Source organism: Streptomyces odontomachicola (assembly GCF_039605595.1).
In the GTDB taxonomy this organism is placed as follows: Bacteria; Actinomycetota; Actinomycetes; order Streptomycetales; family Streptomycetaceae; genus Streptomyces.
This window is the reverse complement of the sequence record NZ_JBCFOK010000005.1, coordinates 256,614-278,791: the sequence shown is the minus strand read 5'-3', so window position 1 is coordinate 278,791 and position 22,178 is coordinate 256,614. Positions and strand designations below refer to the sequence as shown.

At 72.4% G+C, this 22,178-nt stretch carries 17 protein-coding genes, 1 tRNA gene and 1 pseudogene; 7 read left to right on the top strand and 12 right to left on the bottom strand.

What is annotated here, in order from left to right:
* Positions 1-155 precede the first annotated feature (155 nt).
* From ABEE00_RS11300 to ABEE00_RS11290, 3 genes are all read right to left on the bottom strand, one after another.
* Positions 156-2,219, bottom strand: coding sequence for an MDR family MFS transporter (locus ABEE00_RS11300; protein ID WP_345745210.1), 2,064 nt, complete (start codon positions 2,217-2,219; stop codon positions 156-158).
* A gap of 162 nt (positions 2,220-2,381) precedes the next feature.
* Positions 2,382-2,966, bottom strand: coding sequence for a TMEM165/GDT1 family protein (locus ABEE00_RS11295; RefSeq protein ID WP_345745209.1), 585 nt, complete (start codon positions 2,964-2,966; stop codon positions 2,382-2,384).
* 194 nt (positions 2,967-3,160) lie between these two features.
* Positions 3,161-3,958, bottom strand: coding sequence for an ABC transporter permease (locus tag ABEE00_RS11290; protein ID WP_345745208.1), 798 nt, complete (start codon positions 3,956-3,958; stop codon positions 3,161-3,163).
* A 178-nt stretch (positions 3,959-4,136) separates the two neighbouring features.
* On the opposite strand from ABEE00_RS11290, the gene ABEE00_RS11285 reads away from it, so the two are divergent.
* The 4 genes and pseudogenes from ABEE00_RS11285 to ABEE00_RS11270 all read left to right on the top strand — a co-directional run bounded on the left by ABEE00_RS11285 (position 4,137) and on the right by ABEE00_RS11270 (position 9,544).
* Complete coding sequence (locus tag ABEE00_RS11285) at positions 4,137-4,814, top strand: HNH endonuclease family protein (protein WP_345745207.1); 678 nt, start codon at positions 4,137-4,139, stop codon at positions 4,812-4,814.
* A gap of 151 nt (positions 4,815-4,965) precedes the next feature.
* Entirely contained in the window at positions 4,966-6,774 is a 1,809-nt protein-coding gene (locus tag ABEE00_RS11280; RefSeq protein WP_345745206.1) for an alkaline phosphatase D family protein, read from the top strand.
* A 103-nt stretch (positions 6,775-6,877) separates the two neighbouring features.
* On the top strand, positions 6,878-8,800 hold the full coding sequence (locus ABEE00_RS11275) for an FAD/NAD(P)-binding protein (protein WP_345745205.1): 1,923 nt from the start codon (positions 6,878-6,880) through the stop codon (positions 8,798-8,800).
* Positions 8,801-8,921: 121 nt separating this feature from the next.
* A pseudogene (locus tag ABEE00_RS11270) lies at positions 8,922-9,544 on the top strand (DedA family protein).
* Positions 9,545-9,712: 168 nt separating this feature from the next.
* On the opposite strand, the gene ABEE00_RS11265 reads toward ABEE00_RS11270, so the two are convergent.
* From ABEE00_RS11265 to ABEE00_RS11255, 3 genes are all read right to left on the bottom strand, one after another.
* Positions 9,713-10,075: a DoxX family protein gene (locus ABEE00_RS11265; protein ID WP_345745204.1), complete on the bottom strand. Its 363-nt coding sequence runs from the start codon at positions 10,073-10,075 to the stop codon at positions 9,713-9,715.
* A gap of 459 nt (positions 10,076-10,534) precedes the next feature.
* Positions 10,535-10,660: a hypothetical protein gene (locus tag ABEE00_RS11260; protein ID WP_345745203.1), complete on the bottom strand. Its 126-nt coding sequence runs from the start codon at positions 10,658-10,660 to the stop codon at positions 10,535-10,537.
* Positions 10,661-11,443: 783 nt separating this feature from the next.
* Positions 11,444-11,515: transfer RNA gene (locus ABEE00_RS11255), tRNA-Val, on the bottom strand.
* A gap of 157 nt (positions 11,516-11,672) precedes the next feature.
* Here ABEE00_RS11255 and ABEE00_RS11250 point away from each other — a divergent pair.
* Together ABEE00_RS11250 and ABEE00_RS11245 are read left to right on the top strand one after the other, a co-directional pair.
* Positions 11,673-12,938: a hypothetical protein gene (locus ABEE00_RS11250; RefSeq protein ID WP_451918549.1), complete on the top strand. Its 1,266-nt coding sequence runs from the start codon at positions 11,673-11,675 to the stop codon at positions 12,936-12,938.
* A gap of 86 nt (positions 12,939-13,024) precedes the next feature.
* Positions 13,025-13,249: an FmdB family zinc ribbon protein gene (locus ABEE00_RS11245; protein ID WP_345745202.1), complete on the top strand. Its 225-nt coding sequence runs from the start codon at positions 13,025-13,027 to the stop codon at positions 13,247-13,249.
* A 64-nt stretch (positions 13,250-13,313) separates the two neighbouring features.
* On the opposite strand, the gene ABEE00_RS11240 is transcribed toward ABEE00_RS11245, so the two are convergent.
* The 3 genes from ABEE00_RS11240 to ABEE00_RS11230 form a co-directional block, all read right to left on the bottom strand.
* Positions 13,314-14,135: an HAD family hydrolase gene (locus tag ABEE00_RS11240; protein ID WP_345745201.1), complete on the bottom strand. Its 822-nt coding sequence runs from the start codon at positions 14,133-14,135 to the stop codon at positions 13,314-13,316.
* Positions 14,132-16,639 (bottom strand): phosphoribosyltransferase, encoded by a 2,508-nt coding sequence (locus tag ABEE00_RS11235; RefSeq protein ID WP_345745430.1) that lies wholly within the window; start codon positions 16,637-16,639, stop codon positions 14,132-14,134. Before ABEE00_RS11235 ends, ABEE00_RS11240 begins: the two co-directional genes overlap by 4 nt.
* A gap of 122 nt (positions 16,640-16,761) precedes the next feature.
* The gene (locus tag ABEE00_RS11230) at positions 16,762-17,946 is read right to left on the bottom strand and encodes an HpcH/HpaI aldolase/citrate lyase family protein (protein ID WP_345745200.1); all 1,185 of its coding nucleotides are present in this window, start codon (positions 17,944-17,946) and stop codon (positions 16,762-16,764) included.
* Positions 17,947-18,231: 285 nt separating this feature from the next.
* Between ABEE00_RS11230 and ABEE00_RS11225 the strand changes: the two genes are divergently transcribed.
* Positions 18,232-19,371 carry a TerD family protein gene (locus ABEE00_RS11225; protein ID WP_345745199.1) on the top strand — a complete coding sequence of 380 codons (1,140 nt, stop codon included), beginning with the start codon at positions 18,232-18,234 and terminating at the stop codon, positions 19,369-19,371.
* 92 nt (positions 19,372-19,463) lie between these two features.
* On the opposite strand, the gene ABEE00_RS11220 is transcribed toward ABEE00_RS11225, so the two are convergent.
* The 3 genes from ABEE00_RS11220 to ABEE00_RS11210 all read right to left on the bottom strand — a co-directional run bounded on the left by ABEE00_RS11220 (position 19,464) and on the right by ABEE00_RS11210 (position 22,171).
* Complete coding sequence (locus ABEE00_RS11220; protein ID WP_345745429.1) at positions 19,464-20,225, bottom strand: Tellurium resistance; 762 nt, start codon at positions 20,223-20,225, stop codon at positions 19,464-19,466.
* Positions 20,226-20,353: 128 nt separating this feature from the next.
* On the bottom strand, positions 20,354-21,553 hold the full coding sequence (locus ABEE00_RS11215) for a DUF475 domain-containing protein (RefSeq protein ID WP_345745198.1): 1,200 nt from the start codon (positions 21,551-21,553) through the stop codon (positions 20,354-20,356).
* A gap of 39 nt (positions 21,554-21,592) precedes the next feature.
* Positions 21,593-22,171 carry a TerD family protein gene (locus ABEE00_RS11210; RefSeq protein WP_345745197.1) on the bottom strand — a complete coding sequence of 193 codons (579 nt, stop codon included), beginning with the start codon at positions 22,169-22,171 and terminating at the stop codon, positions 21,593-21,595.
* Positions 22,172-22,178 lie beyond the last annotated feature (7 nt).

Genomic DNA, 22,178 nt, shown 5'->3' with positions numbered 1-22,178 from the left:
GGCCGTCCGTTCACGGCAGCCGCACCCGAATCGCCAGTACCTGTCCAGACCGGGACCTTACGTGGTCCGTGACCCGAACCGTCAACCACGTACCAACTTCGGCCAAAAACGACTGACACGCGAACACAGGGCCCAGCGGCGGCCCCAGGCAACCGCTACGCCGCCGCCTCCCGCGGAGCCTCGCGCACCTCGCGGCGCGGGCACTCGCCTTCCCAGCCGTAGATCTCGGCGTTCAACTCCCGCACCAGCTCCGAGAGATCGTGCGGCCTGTCCGGCGTCCACCAGTCGCCCAGCAGCGCGGCGAGGGAGTCCTCGCGCGCCCAGGCCAGCCGGTCGGACACCCGGCGCCCCTCCTCGGTCGGCTCCAGGTCGAGGCCCGTGCGCTCGGCGAGCCCGCGCTCCTCCAGCTCCCGTGCCGCGCCGGCCACCACCTCGCGCGGCAGCCGCGCCTGGTCCGCGAGCAGCGCCGGCTCCACGGCCCCGTACCGCTTCATGCGCAGCAGCAGCCAGCAGGAGGCGGGCCGCAGTTGGATCTCCGCCTGCTGGGCGATGCGCGCGTACAGGTCGCGGCGGCCCTCGCGGGTGCTGATCTGCGTGAGCGCGCGGGAGACCTCCTCGGCCGAGGTGCGCTCGACCGGCTGCGGCGGCAGCGTCTCGCTCACGTCAGGCACCTGCACGCTGGCCCGCAGCCGTTCCTCGCGTACGAAGAGGGAGAGGACGAAGGCGAGCGCGACCACCGGCGCCGCGTACAGGAACACGTCCGTGATGGCCGTGGCGTACGCGTTCAGCACGCCCATCCGCAGCGGTCCCGGCAGCGCGCCGATCGCGCTCGGGTCGTGCTGGACGGTGCCCGGCGTGACCCCCTTGGGCAGCCGCTGGCCGCGCAGCACGTCGGCGATCTTGTCGCCGAGCCGCCCCGCGAAGATCGTGCCGAAGATCGCGACGCCGAAGGAGGCGCCGATGGAGCGGAAGAAGCTGGCGCCCGAGGTGGCGACGCCGAGGTCCTCGTAGCCGACCGCGTTCTGCACGGCCAGCACCAGGACCTGCATCACCATGCCGAGGCCGAGCCCGAACACCAGGAAGTACAGGCTCATTTCGAGCGTGGACGAGTTCATGTCCATGCGGTGCAGCAACAGGAGGCCCACGGTGGTGACCGCGGTACCGAGGACGGGGAAGACCTTCCACCGCCCCGTACGGCTGACGAGCTGCCCGGAGAGCGTGGAGGTGAGCAGCACGCCGAAGACCATGGGGAGCATGTGCACACCGGACATGGTCGGCGAGACCCCGTGCACGACCTGGAGGAACGTCGGCAGATAGGTCATCGCGCCGAACATCGCGAAGCCCACCACGAAGCCGATCACCGAGCACAGCGCGAAGGTCCTGATCCGGAAGAGCTTCAGCGGGATCACCGGCTCGGCCGCCGTGCGCTCCACCCGTACGAAGGCCACCAGCAGCACCGCGGCGAGCACCCCCAGCAGCCAGGTCTGCCAGGACATCCACGGCCAGCTCGTGCCGCCGAGCGAGGTGAGCAGCACCAGGCAGGTGGCCACCGAGGCGATCAGCAGGGTGCCGAGGTAGTCGATGCGGTGCCGGGACGCGCCCTTCGGCAGGTGCAGTACGGCGGCGATGACCAGCAGCGCGATCGCGCCGACCGGCAGGTTCACGTAGAAGACCCAGCGCCAGGACAGGTGCTCGGTGAAGAAGCCGCCGAGCAGCGGCCCCAGCACGCTGGTCGCGCCGAAGACCGCGCCGAACAGACCCTGGTAGCGGCCCCTCTCGCGGGGCGGCACGAGGTCGCCGACGATCGCCATGGACAGCGTCATCAGCCCGCCGCCGCCCAGCCCCTGGAGCGCGCGGAAGGCGATGAGCTCCGGCATGTTCTGCGCGATCCCGCACAGCGCCGAGCCCACGAGGAAGATCAGGATCGCGGTCTGGAACAGCCGCTTCCTGCCGAACTGGTCGCCCAGCTTCCCCCACAGCGGGGTCGCTGCGGTCGCCGCGAGCAGATACGCCGTGACCACCCAGGAGAGGTGGTCGAGCCCGCCCAGATCGCTGACGATCGTGGGCAGCGCGGTGGCCACGATCGTCTGGTCGAGGGCCGCGAGCAGCATGCCCAGCAGCAGCGCCCCGATGGCCAGCAGCACGGTGGGCTTGGCGTGCTCGCCGGGCCCCGCTTCGCGCGGGGCCCCGGACGGAGCGGCGGACGCGGAGTGCGCCATGGACCCTCCTCCCGGTGCACGGGCCGGACCCCGTACGGCCCGGCCCACAACCATGGTCGGCGCTGCACCGGGTACCGGCACGCGGAGAATCCATTCACGGGCGCTCCGCACGAGGACGCGGGCCTACAGGGAGACCGCCTCGTTACGCGGGGACCGCCCCGCTCACGGGGAAACCGCCTCCCACAGCGAGAACACCGCGAGCGCCAGCATCACCACGGCCGCCACCTTGGTGATCAGCCGCAGCGGGACGAAGCGCATCAGGGTGCGGCCGCCCAGGATGCCGATCGCGGCGACCGCCCACAGGGCCAGCACCGCGCCGACGCCGACCGAGACGGGGTCGTCGTACCGTGCGGCGAGGTTCGCGGTCATGATCTGGGTGAGGTCGCCGAACTCCGCGACCAGGATCAGCATGAAGCCGCTGCCCGCGACCTTCCAGAAGGACTGGTCGGCGGGCGCCTTGACGTGCTCGTCCTCGTCGTCGTCCTTCTTGAGCAGGAGCATCGCGGCGCCCGCCAGGAACAGCACGCCCACGATGCCCTGTACGAGCCGGTGCGGGAGCAGCGTGAGCACGCTGCCCGCGGCGATCGCGAGCGCGACGTGCACGAGGAAGGCGGCGGCGACGCCGGCGAAGACGTAGGAGGCGCGGTAGCGGGTGCCGAGCATCAGGCCGGCCAGCGCGGTCTTGTCGGGCAGCTCGGCCAGGAAGACGACGCCGAACACCACGGCGGCGACGGTGAAGCTGAACACGGGGAACATCCTCGGTGGTCGGGCTGCCGCACCGCCGCTGGGACACACTTCGGCACGGCAGCGTCGTATACATACCGCGCACCGATGCGTACGCGGGGACACTGCTTGCCGAAGGTCTCGCTGGCGGGGGCCCGTCCGGGCCGCTCGCTCCGGGCGCCGGGGTGATCGCGTCACCCAGTATGTCGACGGTCCGGCTAAGAGCTACTCCCCTTCTGCACCGCCGAGGGTACGCGATGGAGCCGCCCGCGGGCGATGAGCTCCAGCACCACGGACACCGCGAGCGACTGCACGAGCATCAGCCCCACGAGCACGAAGAGCTGCACGGCGCCCGCCATCACCGGGGAAGCGCCGCCCAGCAGCATGCCGACGAAGGCTCCCGGCAGTGTGACGAGTCCCACGGTGCGGGTCTGGTCGAGCCCGGGGAGCAGCGCCCCCGAGGCGGCGGGCCTGGCGACCTCCAGGCGCGCTTCGCGCTCCAGCAGCCCGAGCGCGAGCCCGGCCTCCACCTCTCCGGCGCGGGTGGCCAGCTCCTCCAGGGCGCGGCGCCCCGCGAGCACGGTCGCGGTGAGCCCGCCCCCGATGAGGATCCCGGCGATGGGGATGAGGGCGAGCCCGCGGAGCGGCAGCAGCCCGGTGAGCAGGAGCAGCGCGAGTACGGGGAGCACGCCGGCGGCGATCGGCGGGGCGGCCCACCACCAGGTGCGGTTCGGGGTGATGCGGCGCCCGGCCGTGCGGACGGCCACCGCGAACATCAGCGCGATGAAGGCCAGCAGGCTCGGCACCGCGCCCACCACCCAGTGGATCACCCAGGACACGGCGGCCAGTTGGACGGCCGCGCGCACCCCCGCGAGCAGTACGGAGCGTGCGTAGCCGCGGCCGTCGTCCTGTACGAGGTGGGCGAGGGAGGCCACGGCCGCCGCGCCGAGCAGCAGGGCGACGAGCACCACGGCGAGCGTGCGGTTCACGGGCAGCAGGGCGGCGGCTAGCAGCACCGTTTCACCCTATGGGGTGTCAGTTCGTATGGGACGCAGGCGCATTGGGCAAGTAGACGGATCGAGGGGCTTGAAGCGACGTGTACATGTCGCCACCCTGTTACCTGCCGAATCCCCGGGCGACACCGGGAATCGGGAGGATCACAACCCAAAACCCCCCACATCACAGGGAGTTCGCATGCTCCGCATACACCGAGAGCGGCGCGGTCTCTACGCGCGTCACTGGAAGGCGCTGCTCACCGCGCCCGTCGCGGCCCTCAGCGCGGTCGTGCTGCTGGTCACCACCGGCACCGGCACCGCGCAGGCCGAACCGCCCAAACCGCCGTCGGCGTCCGAGGCGAAGAAGCAGCTCGACGAGCTCAAGGTCGCGCCCGAGGGCTCGATGGACGGCTACGACAGGGACAAGTTCCCGCACTGGATCGACCAGGGCGGCGGCTGCGACACCCGCGAGGCGGTGCTCAAGCGGGACGGCCAGGGCGTCGAGACCGGTTCCGACTGCTACCCGACCAAGGGCACCTGGACCAGCCCGTACGACGACGGCAAGTGGACCAAGCCGTCCGACCTGGACATCGACCACGTGGTGCCGCTCGCGCAGGCGTGGCGCTCGGGCGCCTCGAAGTGGACGCAGAAGCAGCGCCAGGCGTTCGCGAACAACCTGGAGATCTCGCAGCTCCTGGCCGTCACGGACAACGTGAACCAGGAGAAGAGCGACAAGGACCCGGCGCAGTGGATGCCGCCGAAGAAGGACTACCACTGCACGTACGCGCGCATGTGGATCTGGGTGAAGCACGAGACGAAGCTGACCGCCGACGACGCGGAGAAGAAGGCCCTCACAAAGGCCCTGGGCACCTGCTGAAACCTTCCCTCCAGGGCCCTCCCCGCACACACGGGGAGGGCCCTCTCCGTGTGCGCGCCCCCAGCGCGAAGTGCTCGGCCACTGGGTGGCCGCGCGCACCCCCACTTCACGTACCGTGCCAGTGCGTACGACCGAAGAGGGAGGACGATCCATGGCCGGGCTGCTCCTGGGGCCGCTGCTGCGGTACGTCGACGAGGACACCGCGACCGTCTGGGTCGAGACCGACGCCCCGTGCGAGGCCGAGGTGCGCTGCCCCGGACACAGCGCGGGCGGCAGCGCCCGCACCTGGCGCGTGGCGGGCCACCACTACGCGCTGGTCACCGTCGTCGGCCTGGAACCGGGCACCGAGACCCCGTACGAGGTCCTGCTGGACGGCGAGCAGGTCTGGCCGCTGCCCGACCTCAAGGCGCCGCCGAGCACGATCCGTACCCCCGCGCCCGACGCCACCGGACTCACCGTCTCCTTCGGCTCCTGCCGCTGGGCCGCGCGCCCCGCGGGCAGCGGCCACGACCCCGTGGGCCCCGACGCGCTGGACGCACTCGCCCAGAAGGCCATGGCCAGCGGCGGCACGGACCGCCCCGACCTGCTCGTCATGCTGGGCGACCAGGTGTACGCGGACGAGACCTCCCAGGCCGTGCGCGAGCGTCTGGCCCGGCGCCGGAATCTGTCCGAGCCGCCCTGGGACCAGGTCGCGGACTACGCCGAATACACCGAGCTCTACTACGAGTCCTGGCTCGACCCCGAGGTGCGCTGGCTACTGTCCACCGTGCCCAGCTGCATGATCTTCGACGACCACGACGTCATCGACGACTGGAACACCAGCGAGAGCTGGCAGCGGGAGATACGCGCGACCGGCTGGTGGCGCGAGCGGATACTCGGCGGCCTCACCTCGTACTGGGTCTACCAGCACCTGGGCAACCTCTCTCCCGGCGAACTCGCCGAGGACCCGCTCTTCGCGGCCGTACGCGAGGCCGGGTCCACCGGTGAGGACGGGGACGACGGCGCCGTACCCCTCCGCAAGTTCGCCGAGCACGCCGACGCCGACCCCACCGCCGTGCGCTGGAGCTACCGCCGGGACTTCGGCCGCGTACGGCTGCTGATGGCGGACACCCGCGCGGCCCGCGTCCTGCCCGAGCAGGAGCGGCGCATGATCGACGACAGCGAGACGGCGTGGCTGCGCGAACAGGCGCTGGACGGCGGCCCCGGCGCCTACGACCACCTCCTCATCGGCACCTCCCTCCCCTGGCTCCTCCCGCCCGCCATCCACGACGCCGAGTCGTGGAACACCGCCCTGTGCGGCGGCGCGCGCGGCCCCCGCTGGGCGCGGCTCGGCGAGAAGCTGCGGCAGGCGGCCGACCTGGAGCACTGGGCCGCGTTCCCGCACTCCTTCCGCTCGCTGACCGACTTGATCGAGGAGGTCGCGACCGCGCCCGACGCGCCCTCGACGGTCTGCGTCCTCTCCGGCGACGTGCACCACGCGTACGTCGCCGAGCCCGACATCCCCGGCGCCCGCTCCCACATCGCGCAGCTCACCTGCTCGCCGACGCACAACAGCATCCCGGCCGTGATGCGGGCCGGCTTCCGCTTCGGCTGGAGCGGCGCGGGGCGCGCACTGGGCAGGGCGCTGGCCCGGCACGGCAAGGCGGGCAGGCCAGGGGTGGCCTGGGAGCGCACCGGAGGACCGTGGTTCGGCAACCAGCTCATGTCGCTCGCGCTGAACGGCCGTTCAGCGGACCTCGCGCTGGACCAGGCGCGGCCGGACGGCGGCGAGGGCACGCCGGCGGGCGGCTCGCGGCTGCGGCGCGTGCTGAGCAGGACGCTGACCTCGGGCTCCGACACTGGCCCTGACGCGGGCTCGGGGTCGGGCCCGGACCCCGGCTCCGACGCGCAGCACACGGTCCCCGAGCAGTACCGGCCCCCGCAGCGCTCCCCACGGCGTTCCTCGCACCCGTCCCCGTGAGCAATCCCACACGAGGGCCCGAGGAGGCGGCCCCGGCGGCATGATGGGCGCACCCCGTGCCCCTCGCGGCGCTCACGCGCCCCCACAGCCCCGGGAGTTCCCCGTGCCCGAGCCCTCGCGCTCGTACCCGCCCTCCCCCTGCGTCGCCGTCGTCGGCGCTGGTCCGCGGGGAGCGAGCGTCGTCGAGCGGCTCTGCGCCTCGGCGCCCGAACTGCTGGGGCCCGGCGAACGGTTGACCCTCCACGTGATCGACCCGCATCCGCCGGGCGCGGGCCGCGTGTGGCGCACGGACCAGTCGGGCGAACTGCTCATGAACACCGTGGCCTCGCAGATCACTCTCTTCACCGACGACAGCGTGGCGGTGGAGGGGCCGGTGCGTCCCGGGCCGAGCCTGTACGAGTGGGACGCGCGCCGCCGCCCCGGCGCACTGGGCCCGGACGACTATCCGCCCCGCGCGCTGTACGGCGCCTACCTGGAGTGGGCCTTCGCCGAGGTCGTACGCGGCGCCCCCGGCCAGGTCACCGTGCGGGTCCACGCGGCACACGCCGTACGCCTCACGGACGGGCCCGGCGCCTCAAGGCTCCAGGAGCTCGAACTCTCCGACGGCACGCGGCTGTCCGGCCTCTCCTCGGTCGTCCTCACCCAGGGCCACCTGCCCGCCGAGCCCTCCCGCGAGCAGCGCCGCCTCACCGCGTACGCGCGCCGCCACGGCCTCCACTACCTGCCGCCCGCGAACCCGGCCGACCTCACCGCGGAACTCGCCGCGCTCGCCCCCGGCTCCCCCGTCCTCCTGCGCGGCCTCGGCCTCACCTTCTTCGACCACATGGCGCTGCTGACGACCGGGCGCGGCGGCCGCTTCGAGCGGACCCGTACGGGGCTCGCGTACCGGCCCTCGGGGCGCGAACCGCTGCTGTACGCCGGGTCGCGGCGCGGCATCCCGTACCACGCGCGCGGCGACAACGAGAAGGGCGCGCACGGCCGGCACCACCCGCTGCTGCTCACCCCTGAGGTGATCGCCGGCTTCCGCGCGCGTACCGCCGCCGGCTCGCCGCCCGACTTCCTCGCCGAGGTCTGGCCGCTGATCGCCAAGGAGGTCGAGACGGTCTACTACGAGACGCTGCTCGGCCGCCCGCACCCGCTCGCCTTCCGCGCCCGCTTCCTGCACGCGCCGCACGGCGGCCCCGAAGAGCGCCTGCTGCTGGAGGAGTCGGGCATACCGGACAGCCTGCGCTGGGACTGGCAGCGCCTGTCCCGCCCGCACGCGGGCCGCACCTTCACCGGCCCCGCCGACTTCCACTCCTGGCTACTGACCTGGCTGCACGAGGATGTGCGGCACGCGCGCGAGGGCAATGTGCGCGGGCCCGTGAAGGCGGCGCTGGACGTCCTGCGCGACCTGCGCAACGAGCTGCGCCTGGTCGTCGACCACGGCGGGCTGGGCGCGGAGTCGCGCCGCGACCACCTGGACCGCTGGTACACGCCGCTGAACGCGTTCCTCTCCATCGGTCCGCCGCGCCGCCGCGTCGAGGAGACGGCCGCGCTGATCGAGGCGGGCGTGCTGGAGGTGCTCGGCCCTGACATGGAGGTGCGTGCTGCCGGCGGTTCCTTCGCCGCCCACTCCCCCGCCGTACCCGGCTCCGCCGTGCGCGCCCCCGCCCTCATCGAGGCCCGGCTCCCCGAGCCCGACCTGCGGCGCACCGCCGACCCGCTGCTGCGGCACCTGCTGCGCACCGGAGGCTGCCGCCCGCACGCCGTGTACGGGTACGAGACCGGCGGCCTGGACGTGACGCCCGCGCCGTGCCGGATCGTCGACGCGCGGGGACGGGCGCACCCGCGCCGCTTCGCCCTCGGCGTTCCCACGGAGGGCGCGCACTGGGTCACCGCTGCGGGCGCCCGCCCCGGCGTGAACTCCGCGACCCTCACGGACACGGACGCGGCGGCCCGCGCGGCGCTGCTCACTTCCGTACGAGGGGGCGGCGCGTACGCGCGTACTGGGCCGGCCACCGGGGCGTATTCCGTCACCGGGTGAGATCGTCGCCACGCCCCCCGCGCCCCTTTCCTCCCGCCTTCCGGGCGTACGGTGTAAGACGACCTGACAGAAGTGCAGGACGGCAACGGCCGGGGGCCGGGGGGAGAAGCGGAGACAGAGGGTGCTGGAGACCCTGGGCACGGTGACCGGTTCTCCGTGGATCTACGCCGCCATCGGACTCTCCGTACTCCTCGACGTGTTCGTGCCGCTGCTCCCAGCGGCGTCCTCGTGATCACCGCGGCGACCGCGGCCGCGGGCACGGCCGACATCTCAGAGCAGGCCGCGCACGGCCTCCACCACCTGCCCGAACTGCTCTCCCTGATCGGCTGCGCCACCGCGGCCTCGGTACTCGGCGACCTCGTCGCCTACCGCCTCGCCCGCCGCGGCGGCGCCCGCTTCGACCGCGCCATCGCGCGTTCCCGCCGCCTGACCGCAGCCCAGGAACGCCTCGGCCAGGCACTCTCCCGCGGCGGCGGCGCCCTGGTCGTCCTGGCCCGCTTCGCCCCCGCCGGCCGCTCCGTGGTCTCCCTGACCGCGGGCGCAGCCCACCGCCGCCCCTCCGAGTTCGTCCCCTGGTCAGCCGTGGCCGGCCTGGCCTGGGCCCTCTACAGCGTGGGCCTCGGCTATTTCGGCGGCCAGTGGCTGGGAGCGAGCTGGCTGAGCACGGCGGTGTCGTTGGCGGCGCTGGTGGCGGCGGGTTCGGTGGCCGCGGTCCTGCTGCGCCGGGGGCCGCGGGGGGCGTGAGGCCGCGGCCCGCGATAGCGGTCACGGCCCTGATCACGGCGGGCTCGGCGGCCACGGTCCCGCTACGCCGACGACCGCAGGGGGCGTGAGGCCACGCCCCGCGATAGCGGTCACGGCCCTGATCGCGGCGGGCTCGGCGGCCACGATCCCGCCGTGCCACCGCCCGGATCACACCCCGTGGTACGCCAGGTTCACGGCCAGTGCCCCCACAGCCAGCGCGAAGAACAGCCCCCAGGCCCCCAACTTCCAGTCCCTCACCCGCAGATGGACGTTGAGCGCGCCGAGGAAGTACACGACCAGTCCCCCTGCGGCGGCGGTCCCCAGCCCCGGCACCCCGATCCCGACCACGAGCCCAAGGGCCCCGGCCCCAAGCAACAACCCGAGCGGCAGGGTCCACCCCCGCGGCACCCGCAGCCGCTCGGCTTCACGCAGCGGATAGTCATGCCCGACAAGATTGGCAACAGCCGCCATCCCATTGACCCCAGCAGCCAACAGGGTCACCCCGAGATACACCCCGAACACATTGCCCACCCTTCCTGAGCTCGAACGCCTTCACAGCAGTGACGGGGCGGAGACACGGGATGTGACGTCGTGGGCCCCACAAAGGGAGCGCTGAATGCGCGCGGCAGAGTAGCCCCTCCCACTGACAACTGCCGCCGAATACGCGGCGTTTCATCCGAAGGGGTTTCGGTGACATGCGTCACGCCTGGCGACTACTGGGGCGCATGAGCAGGCCAGACTCTCGACGGCATTACGCCATCAACGCAGCAAGAGGCCCTAGAGCCCCTCGCCAGAGCCGGGGAAAACATGCAAGATAGACGACGTCGCCGACGCGCCGAGTGACAATGGCCACACGGTAATCGTCAGGCGTCACTGACAGAGCAGAAAAGCAGGAGAGCCCCACCCGCTGTCTCGTGGACTGGAAGGTGAGGCTCCCCTAGTCGCTCGCAGGGTGCCTCGACCGCTGCCACCGGTCGGGGCAATTCCTGCTTACAGGGACGAGATGATCTCGCGCACGATCTTGTAGATCGCACAAAGCAGGCCGAGACGCTCCAGGAACCTCTCCACCCGCTCCCTCCTGTTGCGACCGTCCTCAGGTTCGAGGTCGGCCGACATCGCACATCTCCTCTCCCGGGGTGCCGTGGTGGCTCGTGAACCCCGATCGGCGGCCGCGAACCGTGGGACGCCGGGGAAGAGTTGAGCGATAGGGCGGCCACATTACAGGCACGTGTGTCCGACTTGGGCCACGAAGTGCCGCCGAGAGAAGCCTCTTCGTGGCACTGCGTGCAGCACTTCAACGGTGCTCGCACGGCGCCTGCGCGAGTAGATCGCTCCTGCCAGCGCCCTTGCAAACGAAGGGCTGGGCATCGGGTGCCCGGCGTCGCTCCCCGGCGAAAGATCTAGTGCTACAACTCACACGAAGCGTGTAGACGGTAAGTACGTCCATGCGCAGGAAGTTCTCGTATCTCGGAAGCCCCTGAGTGATCTCTGCGTACGCGCGAAGATTCCAAGGAGGCGCCCCAAGGGGAAGGGCATATTCCAGCAAGAACTTACCTTCCAGTACGCGATATACGCCCTGCCACCTTTGGTTCGAAGGTCACCTAGTCGCCATAGTCTCGCCCCTGATGTATCCAGACACCGGAGACACCGCGCGTCTCCGACGCATCGTCACGTCAGTGCCATGAGCGGGGTGTTGGCGGAGCAGAAAGAAGCGCCTCTGCCGAGCACGTCCAGCGACCGGGCGGGCAACCCGACGAGCGTCACTCAGTGCCTGCTCTCCACCGGTATTGCGGCGGTGGCTCCCAGTTTGGCTCTCAGCCAAGGGCAACACGCGACAAGGGGCCTCCGAAGCACCTTCGGAGACCCCTCGCGCTGCTGGTCAGAAGCCTGACCGGGCTGTGGGCACAACTGGGATCGAACCAGTGACATCTTGCTTGTAAGGCAAGCGCTCTACCGCTGAGCTATGCGCCCTAGTTGTGGTGTCGGGACAGAGTACCCCGTCACTGTGGCCGGGGCGCAAACCCGTTCCCCGAGGCCGGGGAGGGAACGTGAACGATCGGGGCGGTGTGTTCGTTGTCGGTGGGTGGGACAATGAGCACCGGCGGAGCAGAGCGCGGGGAGAGGAATCGTGGCGGCGATGAACGGCGGCGGGACCCGCCGCTGGGGCTGGGGGAGCGGCCGTACGGAGAATCTGCGGGCCGATGCGCAGGCCGCCAAGGACTCCGCAGCCGCCGCGTTCTACGAACTGGACACCGCGCAGCGCGACCTGCGCATCTCCATCGAGACGCTGAGCGCGGTCGACGACTCCCCCGCGGCGCGGAAGGCGGTGGCCGACTTCGGGGAGTTCGGCCATCGCATCGACCAGGTCTCGCACACGTACATCAACACCGTCGACGCGCACGACCTGGACGGGGACGGGCTCGACTCCTCCTCGGCCGCGCGCGCCCGCGCCGAGCTCGATCGCGTACGGCAGGACCTGGAGCGTACGAAGGCCGAGCTGGAGCGGTTCGGCGAGGGGCTCGGGCCGCTGCTGCGGAAGGCGGAGGGCGAGCTGGCGCGGCTCGCGCCGGCCGTCGAGCGGGCCCGGCAGTCGCTGCTCGGCGCGACCACCGCGCTGGAGACCGCGCGCGGCGCCGGCCTGCGCGCCGACGACCTCGCCGCCAGGATCGCGGCGCTCTCCCCCGAGCTGACCCGGCTCAACGAGGGCGCCGCGCAGCACGGCGTGCAGGACACCCTGCAGCGCGCCGATCGCGTCGTACGGGAGGCCGAGGAGCTGCGCGGCGAGGCCGAGCGGCTGCCGGAGCGCGCGGCGGAGACCGACAAGAGGCTGGCCTCGCTGCGTACGAGGGCCGAGGCGCTGGGCAACAGGGCCTCGCAGGTCGAGCCGGTCCTGAGCGAGCTGCGGCGGAGATTCAGCGCGGCGTGCTGGCAGGACCTGCAGCAGGTTCCCGGCGAGACGGAGCGCGCGGTGCGGCAGGCGCAGGAGAAGCTCGGCGAGGCGCGCACGGCGCGCGAGGAGCAGCGCTGGGCGGACGCGACCTCGCGGCTGTCGACGGTGCGGGCCCTGCTCAACACCGCCGACGAGGGCATCAAGGCGGCCGACGACCGGCTGCGGCGGTTGAACGAGGTGTCGTTCGACCACACGCAGGAGGTCGAGCGCACCCGGTTCGCGATCAGGGACGCGCAGCGGCTGGCGATGGCGGGCCGCAGCACCCCGGACCCGCGGCACGCGGGCCCGCTGGACGACGCGGTGGGGCGGGTGGACCGCGCCGTGGAGTCGCTGACCGGCCGGCATCCGGACTACTGGCACCTGCTGACCGAGCTGGACGCGGTGCGCGAGACGGTGCGGCAGGTGGTCGAGCAGATCCGCGAGGAGCGCGGCCAGGGCCACTGACCCCGCGGGCCCCACGTCCCCCGCTTCCGCCCAGCAGCGCCCGAGCCCCGCTTCCGGCCCGCGCCGCCGCACCGTACGCTTCCCGCATGCCCCGATACGAGTACCGCTGCCGCGAATGCGGCTCCACCTTCGAACTCAGCCGTCCCATGGCCGAGTCGGACGCGCCGGCCGACTGCCCCGAGGGGCACGGCGACACCGTGAAGCTGCTGTCGACCGTTGCCGTGGGAGGCAGCGCGTCCGCGGCGGGCGCGCCCGCACCGGCCCCCGGCGGCGGAGGCGGAGGGTGCTGCGGGGGCGGCTGCTGCGGCTGAGCCTCAGCCGCGCCAGCCCCGCCACCCCCTCGGACCCACCAACCACGGGCCGCGGCGCGGGCGTTCACCCCGCGTTCGCGGCCTCCCGCATCTCGTACAGCATCCGCTCCCCCGCCGCCACGCCCCGCTCCTCCAGGGCCGTGATGTGCGGGGCGTGCCAGCCCTCTTCGGCGAGTTCGCCATGGCCAGGGCGCCAGCCTGCCTCGGCGGCCAGCAGCATGTCGGCGTCGAGCAGCGCGTCGCCCGCGGCGCGGATGCGGGTCGCCCCCGTACGCCGGGCGATCTCGGCGACGGCCGCGCTCTTGGTGAGCGGGCGCGGCACCGCGTAGATCTTGCGGCCCTGGAGCGAGACCGTCCAGCCGCGCGGCTCGGCCCACCCGGCGAGCTCCTTCACCCAGGTCTCCGGCAGCCGCTCGCGGTCCACGACGAGGTAGGCGAACAGGTCCTCGGCGACCCGCTCCTTGAGCAGCCAGTCACCGCCGTCCGCGCTGCTCAGCATGTGTGCGCGCACCTCCTCCAAGGGGGCGCACTCCGCCGCGATGCGCGCCTGCACCTGCGCGTGCCAGCCGGGGTCGCTCTCGCCGTCGACCAGCAGATGGCCGCCGTTGGCGCACACCGCGTACCGCGGCGGCCTGCCCGGCAGCCTGATCCGCCCGAACTGCTCGCGGGTGCGGGTCGTCGCCGGTACGAAGACGGCGCGGTCGGCGACCTGCGGCAGCAGCGCGGCTGCGGCCTCGGTCATGTACGACAGCGGCTTCCCCCCGTACACCTCCACGCACAGCAGGCGGGGCGCCTCCGCGTCGGGCCCGGTCAGGGCGAGCGCGGCGGCGGAGTAGATCAGCGTCCTGTCGAGGTCGCTGGCGATCAGCAGGGGTCCCGCGCTCATGCGCCGGCCGCCTTTCCGTCGGCGCCGGTCGCGCCGCGCGTGTAGCGGGGGTGGATGAGCCCCACGCAGCTGTACGGGAGGTCGTCCACCTCCTCGACGGGTACGCCGCGCTGCTCGGCGAGCAGCCGGATGTGGTCCAGGTCGGCGCCAGCGCCGCGCCGGGCCAGCACCCGCCAGGGCACCCGGCGCAGCATGACCCGGGTGGTCTCGCCGACGCCGGGCTTGACCAGGTTGACGTCGCCGATGCCGTACTCCTCGCTGATGCGCTCGACGGCCCGCCAGCCCGCCCAGGTCGGGGCGCGGTCGGCGGCGTTCACCAGGGCTTCGGCGTCCCGTACGGCCTCTTCCCGCACGGCGTCGAAGCGCTCGGTCACGGCGTCCAGGAAGCGCACGGAGACGTCGTCGCCGGCCAGCTCGCGGTAGAACTTCGCGCCGTGGAAGTCGTCGGGGCCGACCAGGTCGGCGCGCAGCACCGTACGCGAGATCAGCCCGGAGACCGTGGAGTTGAGGCACGCGGACGGGATCAGGAAGTCCTCGCGCGTGCCGTAGGTGCGCACGCAGCCGCCCGGGTCGGCGAGCACCGCGAGGCCCGGGTCGAAGCCGAGGTGGCCGAACGGGGCGAGCGCGTCGGCGAGTTCGCGGGTGATCGCGCCCTTGCCGGTCCAGCCGTCCACGAACACCACGTCGCGCGGGTCGTGCCGCTCGGCCAGCCAGCGCAGCGCGGTGGTGTCGATGCCGCGGCCGCGCACGATGGACACGGCGTAATGGGGCAGTTCGACACCGCGTACGCGCTGGGCCCAGCGGCGCATCAGCACGCCGACGGGCGTGCCGGCGCGCGCGAGCGAGGCCAGTACGGGGCGCGGGCCGCGCTCGGCGAGCACCGTCTCGGTGACCGCGCCCACGGCGCGCGCGATGCGCTCGGCCGAGGCGTCCAGGGCGCTGTGGAAGAGCCGCTGGTACTCCGCGCTGGGCTGGTACTCGACCGGCAGCGACTCCGCGTAATGCGCTCCGCCGCGCTGGATCGCCTCCTCGCGCTCCTCGGTGGGCGCTTCGAGCCGGGCGTCCGAGAGGTCCTGGAGCAGCCAGCCGACCTCGTCCGGCGCGTACGAGGAGAAGGCGGGGCCGCGCAGGGGTTCGGGCAGGACGCGGGGTCCGGCGCCGGGAACGTACGAGGGGATCACCGCCAGCAGCACCGCGTCGGTGTGCGCGGCGAGCTGCTCCAACAGGCCGTCCCCGGCGTGCAGTCGAGGGGTGTCGGCGGTCGAGTCGGTGACGACGATGACGGCGTCGAAGCGGCGCGCGGGGTCGGCGCCGGGCGCCACGTTGTACGCGTAGCGCACGCCCGGACCGTCGGCTTCGGCGTCAGCGGGGTCGTCGTGCGCGGGGAAGGTCAGCGCCGTGCGTATCGCGTAGCCGGGGTCGTCGACGGCGAGGACCGGGGAGCGGGTGGTGGTGGAGTACCGCACCTCCACGCCTTGTCCGACCTCGTTCTCCAGCGCCGTGGCCAGGCGCAGCGGCGCGTACATCAGCTCCTCGGTGCCCAGCACCAGGACGCGGCGCGCGCCCTCCGGCAGCGAGGCGGCGAGCCGCTCCGCCATGCCGGGCAGCGCGGCCTCCAGGCGCGTCCGGTGCTCGGGGGTGAAGCCGTGCCGCGCGCCGTCGGGCAGCGCCGCCGGCCAGCCGAGGTCGACGCGGCGGGGGCGGGTGAGCTGCGCCGGCTGTACGGGGTCGAGGGTGCGCGGGTCCCCGGTGTGCTCGGCGACCAGCCGCGCGCCGCGCTCCAGCGCGTCGTCCGGGAGCCGTACGGAGCCCCCGGCGAGCGCCACCACGCGGATGCGCGCGCCCAGTTCGGCGGCGAACTTCTCCAGGTCGGAGGCGTCCTCGGCGGAGCGCATGTCGACCAGCGCCACGATCACGTACTCCTCGCGGGGGCTGTGCCGGTGCAGCGCGGCGATGGTGTTGCGCACCGTGCGCCCGGTGGAGAACTCGTCGTCCACCAGCACCAGCGGCCCGCTCCCCGAGAGCAGCCGCGGGTCCTCGGGCAGCAGCAGGTGCGAGGTGGCGTGGCTGTGCTCCTCCTCGAAGCCGGCCGCCCCCTCCACTCCGGGCACCGGCCTGCGGGTGGAGTGCAGATAGGGAACGCCGCCGATGCCGTCGGCGACGCTGTGGCCCAGGGCCGTGGCGGTCTCGGCGTAACCGAGGACGACCGCGCCGCCGGCCGCCGTGTCCGCAGCCCCTGTATCCGTGTCCGCGTCAGCTCCTGTGTCCGCTTCCCCGTCCAGCAGCGCGCGGACCCGCTCGCCGAGCCGGAGCCCCGCGCCGTGCACCACCGCGGGGCTTTGCGGCACATGCTTGCCCAGGACGCGGGAGACCAGCAGGTGGGCGCGGCGCGGATTGCGGCGCAGTGCGAGACCGAGCAGCTCGTGCAGCCCCTCACCCTCCAGCCCCGCGCCGAGCCGCTCGGCGACCCATGCGCCCGACCAGATCGGCTCGCGTCCGGGCAGGTCTCGTACGGGCAGCTCTCGTACGGACAGGTCTCGTACGGGCAGATCGCGGTCCGACACGGTGCTCCCGTTGTTCTCGGTGATGTGCGTGTTGCCGATGGTGCGCGCGGCGCCGGTGCCGCTCACGCGGCGTCCGCCTGGGCCGCCAGCAGGTCGACGAAGCTGACGCCCTCGCGGGCCACCCCGAACACCTCGGCGCGCAGCAGCGTGCGCTCGGCCCAGGCGCGGTGCGGCTTCACCTCGTTCATCTTGTTCGTGTACGCGGAGCGCAGCACGCCGCCCCCGTCGCGGTCCGGGCTCAGGATGTCGGACGCGTCGGTGAACTCCTCGTGCGTCACCACCGACAGCGCGTGCACCGGCGAGACGTGCGAGGGGTGGATGCAGGTCTTGCCCAGCAGCCCGTTGGCGCGGTCGAGTTCGATCTCCCGCAGCAGTCCGTCCATGTCGTGCTCGATCAGCGCCGTGCGCAGCTCCTCGGCGCGGCCGCTCAGGAAGGGGCTCCGGCGGAGCTGCGGCTTGAACATCCGCTCCTCGAAGCGGAAGTACTCCCACACGGGCCCGGTCACCGTGAACCCGGTGCCATCGGCGCGGCCCAGCACGTTGACCACGTCCCCGATCACCCCGGCCACCAACTGCACGTCGTACGCCGTCATCTCCGGCGTGCGGCGCAGCCCGTGCGCCGAGCAGAAGTCGGTCACGCCCAGTCGCAGCGCGAGCACCCGCTCCCGGTGCTTGTCGACGGTGCGGGCGATTCCGGCCAGGGTGGCGGCGCGGCTCTCCAGGTGCAGCAGCTCGGGCGACTCCAGCACCGGCATGCCGAACAGCCGCCGCCCGGTGGCCTCTTCGGCCTCCGCCACCGCCTCCAGGAACGGGATGCCGCGCTCCTCGGTGAACTTCGGCAGCACGAAACCGGACAGCAGCCGTACGGCGGGGCCGAGGCGCGCGGTGAGGGAGAGGATCTGATCGGGCTCGCGCACCCGGACGAACAGCAGCGGAAGCCCGCCGTTCTCCCCGGATTCCACAGTCTCCCTGTCCAGCTCCGCGAGTTGGCGTACGAGGTTGTCCTCGGCCTCCGTGACGTCCGCGTCGCCTATGGAGTCCTCCAGGCACAGCACCATGGACACGACACCGCGCGCGGCCTGTTTGCGCACGTCGGCGGCCAGGGCGTGCCGCGTGGCGGGGCTGTAGAGGGTCGCGCCGAGCGCGGTGGCCAGCACTCGGGGCGGGGACTCCGCGGTGAACTCGGCCGGTTCGCGGTGGAAGAGCGCGCGCCGCCGCTCAGCGGTCAGATGCCCGAAGTGCCGCATAGGTGCCCTGTCTCCCCGTCGTTTCACGGCCGCCGGAGCCTCGTCGATCCGCCGCGGCGCTGCCCTCGGCCCGCCGTGCCTGGCGGGTTCCCGAGCGGGTTTCCGATCATCCCGCCGCGCTTGGCGGGATTCCGCTCGTTCAATCGTACGCAAAAGGAGGAGGACGGCGTTCCTCATAGGGGTGACGAACGCCTTGCCCCGGGGTACCCGCGGGGCGACCGTGCCCGTACCCGGCACCGCGCGGCCGCGTTGTCGGCGCACGCGCGGGGAAGGCAGGATGAGGCCATGACGCGCGCCATGGTGAAGGGATCGAACGTCGAGCTGAAGACGGGTTCGGTGCGTGCCGTGCTGTCCTGGTCGCCGGGTCCCGGCGGCCCCGAGGCGCCCGACATCGACGCCTCGGTCCTGCTCCTGGGCGAGGACGACGCGGTGCGCTGGGACGAGGACTTCGTGTTCTACAACCAGCCGCGCCACCCCTCGGGCCTGGTCCGGCACGTGGCCAAGTCCCGCTCGGGCGACGCCCTGACGGACACCGTCGAGGCCGAGCTCTCGGGGCTCGACCCGAGCGTGGCCAGGGTGCTGCTCGCCGCCTCTTCCGACGGCGGCACCTTCGCGGGCGTCGACGGGCTGCGACTGCTGCTGTACGCAGGAGGAAACGGTCCCGACGGCTCCGGGGACGCGGGCGACGCGGGCGGGAGCGGCGAAGCGCTGGTCCGCTTCGACATCGAGCCGGAGACCGGCTCCGAGACCGCCATGCTGTGCGGCGAGCTCTACCGGCGCGGCGACGGCTGGAAGTTCCGCGCCCTGGGCCAGGGCTATGAGAGCGGCCTCGAGGGCCTGGCAACGGAGTTCGGCGTCTCGGTCGACGACGAGGCAGCCGCCCCCGACCCGGCCGCGGCGAGCCCGGCCTCCGCCGGCGCCCCGACCGGGAGTACGCCGGCTCCCGCAGCTCCCTCCCCCAGCACCCCCGATACCCCCAGCACCTCCGACCCGGAGGCGGTCACCGTGCCGTACATTCCCGGACCCCACAGCGTCGGCCCCGGCATGCCCGCCGCGCCGGCCCACGCCCCGGCCCACGCCCCGGCCGCAGCGGCGGCGGCGAGCGCGGGCGGCGGCGCCGAGGGAACCGTCCCGCAGCCGCCCCACGAACCGGACTTCCCCGAGCCCGACCCCGTACCCGACCCGGGGCGCGAGCCGCAGCCGCAGCCCGAACCGGGCCCCGAACCCCCCGGCCCGCCGCCCGGGCCCCCGCCGGAGCCGCCGCAACCCCCGCCAGGACAGGGCGGTTACGCCTATCCGCCGCCCCCGCAGCAGCCGCCGTCCACCCGGCCCGCGTACGGATATCCGCAGCCCGCCTACGGGTATCCGCAGCCGGACCCGGAGTTCACGCTGCCGCCGCAGGGGCCGCAGTTCGTGGGCCGCTGAGCGGTCCCGGCGGCTCCCGCGCACACCTCGCGCACACGAAGAGGGGCCCCGGATCACCCGGGGCCCCGTTTCTCACGCTTCGGCGCCGTGCCTCACACGCTGGTGCTCTTGTAGCCGCGGCCCCACTGGAGGCCCCAGCCGTACAGCCGGTCCAACTCGGCCTGGAAGCCGTACACATAGCGCACCTCGCGGCGCACCACGAGCTGGTCGCCCTTGTGCTCCATGAGCAGCACGGCGCACGAACGGGCCTGCGGCGCGTGCTCGTTGAGCGCCACCTCGACCCGCGGGCCGTTGCTGGGGAAGAGCGAGAGCAGGGCGTGGGTGCGGTCGAACGCGGGGGTGCCGTCGTAGATGTAGACGAAGAACAGCAGGCGCTTGATCTCGTCCTTGTGGTCGAGATTCACATAGATCGTCTCGCCCGACGGCGAGCCGAACCTGTCGTCCCCGCTGAGGTGGACGAACGGCGGCGCGTTCATGTTCCCGTAGAAGCCGCCCAGCGGCTGGACCACGCCCTTGCTGCCGTCCACCAGCTCGTACATGCACGCGAGGTCGAGGTCGACGTTCACGATGCCCTGCGTGTGCGCCTGGACGTCCTGCGGCTTCAGCATCTGCAGCGGCCTGCGCAGCGAACCCCGGCTGCGCCGCCTGTCCACGATGTCCGAGGAGCGCATACGCCAGGAGAGGTTGACCCGCATACTGCCGCCGTCGGCGCCCTGCTCCGTCAGCGAGACCGTCGAGTGCCGCTTGGTCAGCTCCACCGCGTACGTCGAAGGGCCGCCGACCGTGTCGAACTTAGGCCCGCGGGAACGTCCCATGCTCGCCGCGTTACGCCAGTGCTCCCAGAGGGAGACCATCACGCACCCCCACCCTTCTCCCTGAACAACTCTGCGGGGCGGCACCGTAGTCCATGATCGGGACTCGCGCGCCGCCCCGCAGGGAGCGTTCCGCAAACCGGCCGTGATGACACATGCCGGCAGCGGGATCAGACCTGGGTGCCGCTGGCCTCCGTCTGCTTGGTGCTGCCGCCGTCGCCGCCGGAGCCGCCGTCGCCGCCCGGCCCCGCATCGCCGTCGCCGCCCTCGCCGCCGGCCGCTGCGAGGCGGCGGTTGCGCACGACCGAGGACCAGAACGAGGCCGCGATGAGCACCACGCCGATCAGGCCGGTGATCACCTCGTGGATCTGGAACTTGATGGTGATCAGCAGGATCGCGGCGAGCGCGCCGATCGCGTAGTGCGCGCCGTGCTCCAGGTACACGTAGTCGTCCAGGGTGCCCTGGCGGACCAGGTAGACCGTGAGCGACCTGACGTACATCGCGCCGATGCCCAGGCCGAGGGCCATCCAGAAGATGTGGTTGGTGACCGCGAAGGCCCCGATCACGCCGTCGAACGAGAAGGAGGCGTCCAGCACTTCGAGGTAGAGGAACATGAAGAAGGCCGCCTTGCCGGCGAGCCCCACCATGCTCGGGTCCTTGCCCTGCCGCTTGGCCTCTTCCTCGGCTGCCTCCTCGCGCTCCTCTTCCTCTTCGAGCTTGTTCTCGAAGTGGCCGGAGAGTCCGCCGACGATGAGGTACGTGATCAGGCCGGCGACCCCGGCGAGCAGCACCGTCGCCGACTTGTCCGCGTGCGTGCCGCCGTGCTGGTGCGCGGCGGTGGCCACGGTCATGGCGGAGACCAGCAGCACGATCAGCGCGATGCAGACCGAGAGCATGTCGACCTTGCCGAGCTTGGCGAGCGGGCGCTCCAGCCAGGCCAGCCACTTGTGCTCGCGCTCCTCGAAGAGGAAGTCGAGGAAGATCATGAGCAGGAACATCCCGCCGAAGGCGGCGATGGCCGGGTGCGCGTCGGTGACGAGCTGCTCATACCGCGTGGGGTCGTCCAGGGCCACCTGCACGGCCTCGATGGGGCCGACCTTGGCGCTGATGGCGACGATCACGACCGGGAAGACCAGCCTCATCCCGAACACCGCGATCAGGATGCCGATGGTGAGGAAGATCTTCTGCCAGAAGGCGTTCATCTTCTTCAGCACACCGGCGTTGACCACCGCGTTGTCGAAGGACAACGAGATCTCCAGGACGGAGAGGATCGCCACGACCGCGAAACCCTCCCACCCCCAGAAGTACGCGGCGAAGGCGAGACCCACGGCGGTGACGCCGAAGGACCAGCCGAAGGTTCTCAGAAGCACTGGCTACCCAATCCGCTTTACGAATGACATGACGTCCGCTTACGAAACGTTGACCCCGAAGTCTAGAGCGATGCCCCGCAACCCGGAGGCGTACCCCTGACCGACTGCACGGAACTTCCACTCTCCGCCATGCCGGTAGAGCTCGCCGAAGATCATGGCCGTTTCGGAGGAGGCGTCCTCGGTGAGGTCGTAGCGCGCGAGCTCGGCGGAGTCCGCCTCGTTCACCACGCGGATATAGGCGCCCGCGACCTGCCCGAACGTCTGGCGGCGCTCCTCGGCGCCGTAGATCGACACCGAGAAGACGATCTTGTCCACCCTGGCGGGCACCAGGGTCAGGTCCACGAGGACCGTCTCGTCGTCGTTCGCACCCGAGCCGCCGACGAGCTCGTCGCCGGTGTGCTCGACCGAACCCTCGGGACTTTTCAGGTTGTTGAAGAAGACGAAGTACTCGTCGCCGAGCACCCGCCCGCCCGCGCACAGCAGCGCACTCGCGTCCAGGTCGAAGTCGGCGCCCGTGGTGGCGCGGGCCCGCCAGCCCAGACCGATCCGCAGCCGGGCGAGGCCCGGAGCGGCCTTCGACAGGGAGACGTTTCCCCCTTTGCTGAGCGTGACGCCCATCTTCCGT

What these genes read in the sequence shown, in the direction of transcription:
- ABEE00_RS11300 (WP_345745210.1), bottom strand. Translation starts at nt 2,219, where the DNA reads ATGGCGCACTCCGCGTCCGCCGCTCCGTCCGGGGCCCCGCGCGAAGCG.
- ABEE00_RS11285 (WP_345745207.1), top strand. Translation starts at nt 4,137, where the DNA reads ATGCTCCGCATACACCGAGAGCGGCGCGGTCTCTACGCGCGTCACTGG.
- ABEE00_RS11280 (WP_345745206.1), top strand. Translation starts at nt 4,966, where the DNA reads ATGGCCGGGCTGCTCCTGGGGCCGCTGCTGCGGTACGTCGACGAGGAC.
- ABEE00_RS11260 (WP_345745203.1), bottom strand. Translation starts at nt 10,660, where the DNA reads ATGTCGGCCGACCTCGAACCTGAGGACGGTCGCAACAGGAGGGAGCGG.
- ABEE00_RS11245 (WP_345745202.1), top strand. Translation starts at nt 13,025, where the DNA reads ATGCCCCGATACGAGTACCGCTGCCGCGAATGCGGCTCCACCTTCGAA.
- ABEE00_RS11240 (WP_345745201.1), bottom strand. Translation starts at nt 14,135, where the DNA reads ATGAGCGCGGGACCCCTGCTGATCGCCAGCGACCTCGACAGGACGCTG.
- ABEE00_RS11230 (WP_345745200.1), bottom strand. Translation starts at nt 17,946, where the DNA reads ATGCGGCACTTCGGGCATCTGACCGCTGAGCGGCGGCGCGCGCTCTTC.
- ABEE00_RS11225 (WP_345745199.1), top strand. Translation starts at nt 18,232, where the DNA reads ATGACGCGCGCCATGGTGAAGGGATCGAACGTCGAGCTGAAGACGGGT.
- ABEE00_RS11220 (WP_345745429.1), bottom strand. Translation starts at nt 20,225, where the DNA reads ATGGTCTCCCTCTGGGAGCACTGGCGTAACGCGGCGAGCATGGGACGT.
- ABEE00_RS11210 (WP_345745197.1), bottom strand. Translation starts at nt 22,171, where the DNA reads ATGGGCGTCACGCTCAGCAAAGGGGGAAACGTCTCCCTGTCGAAGGCC.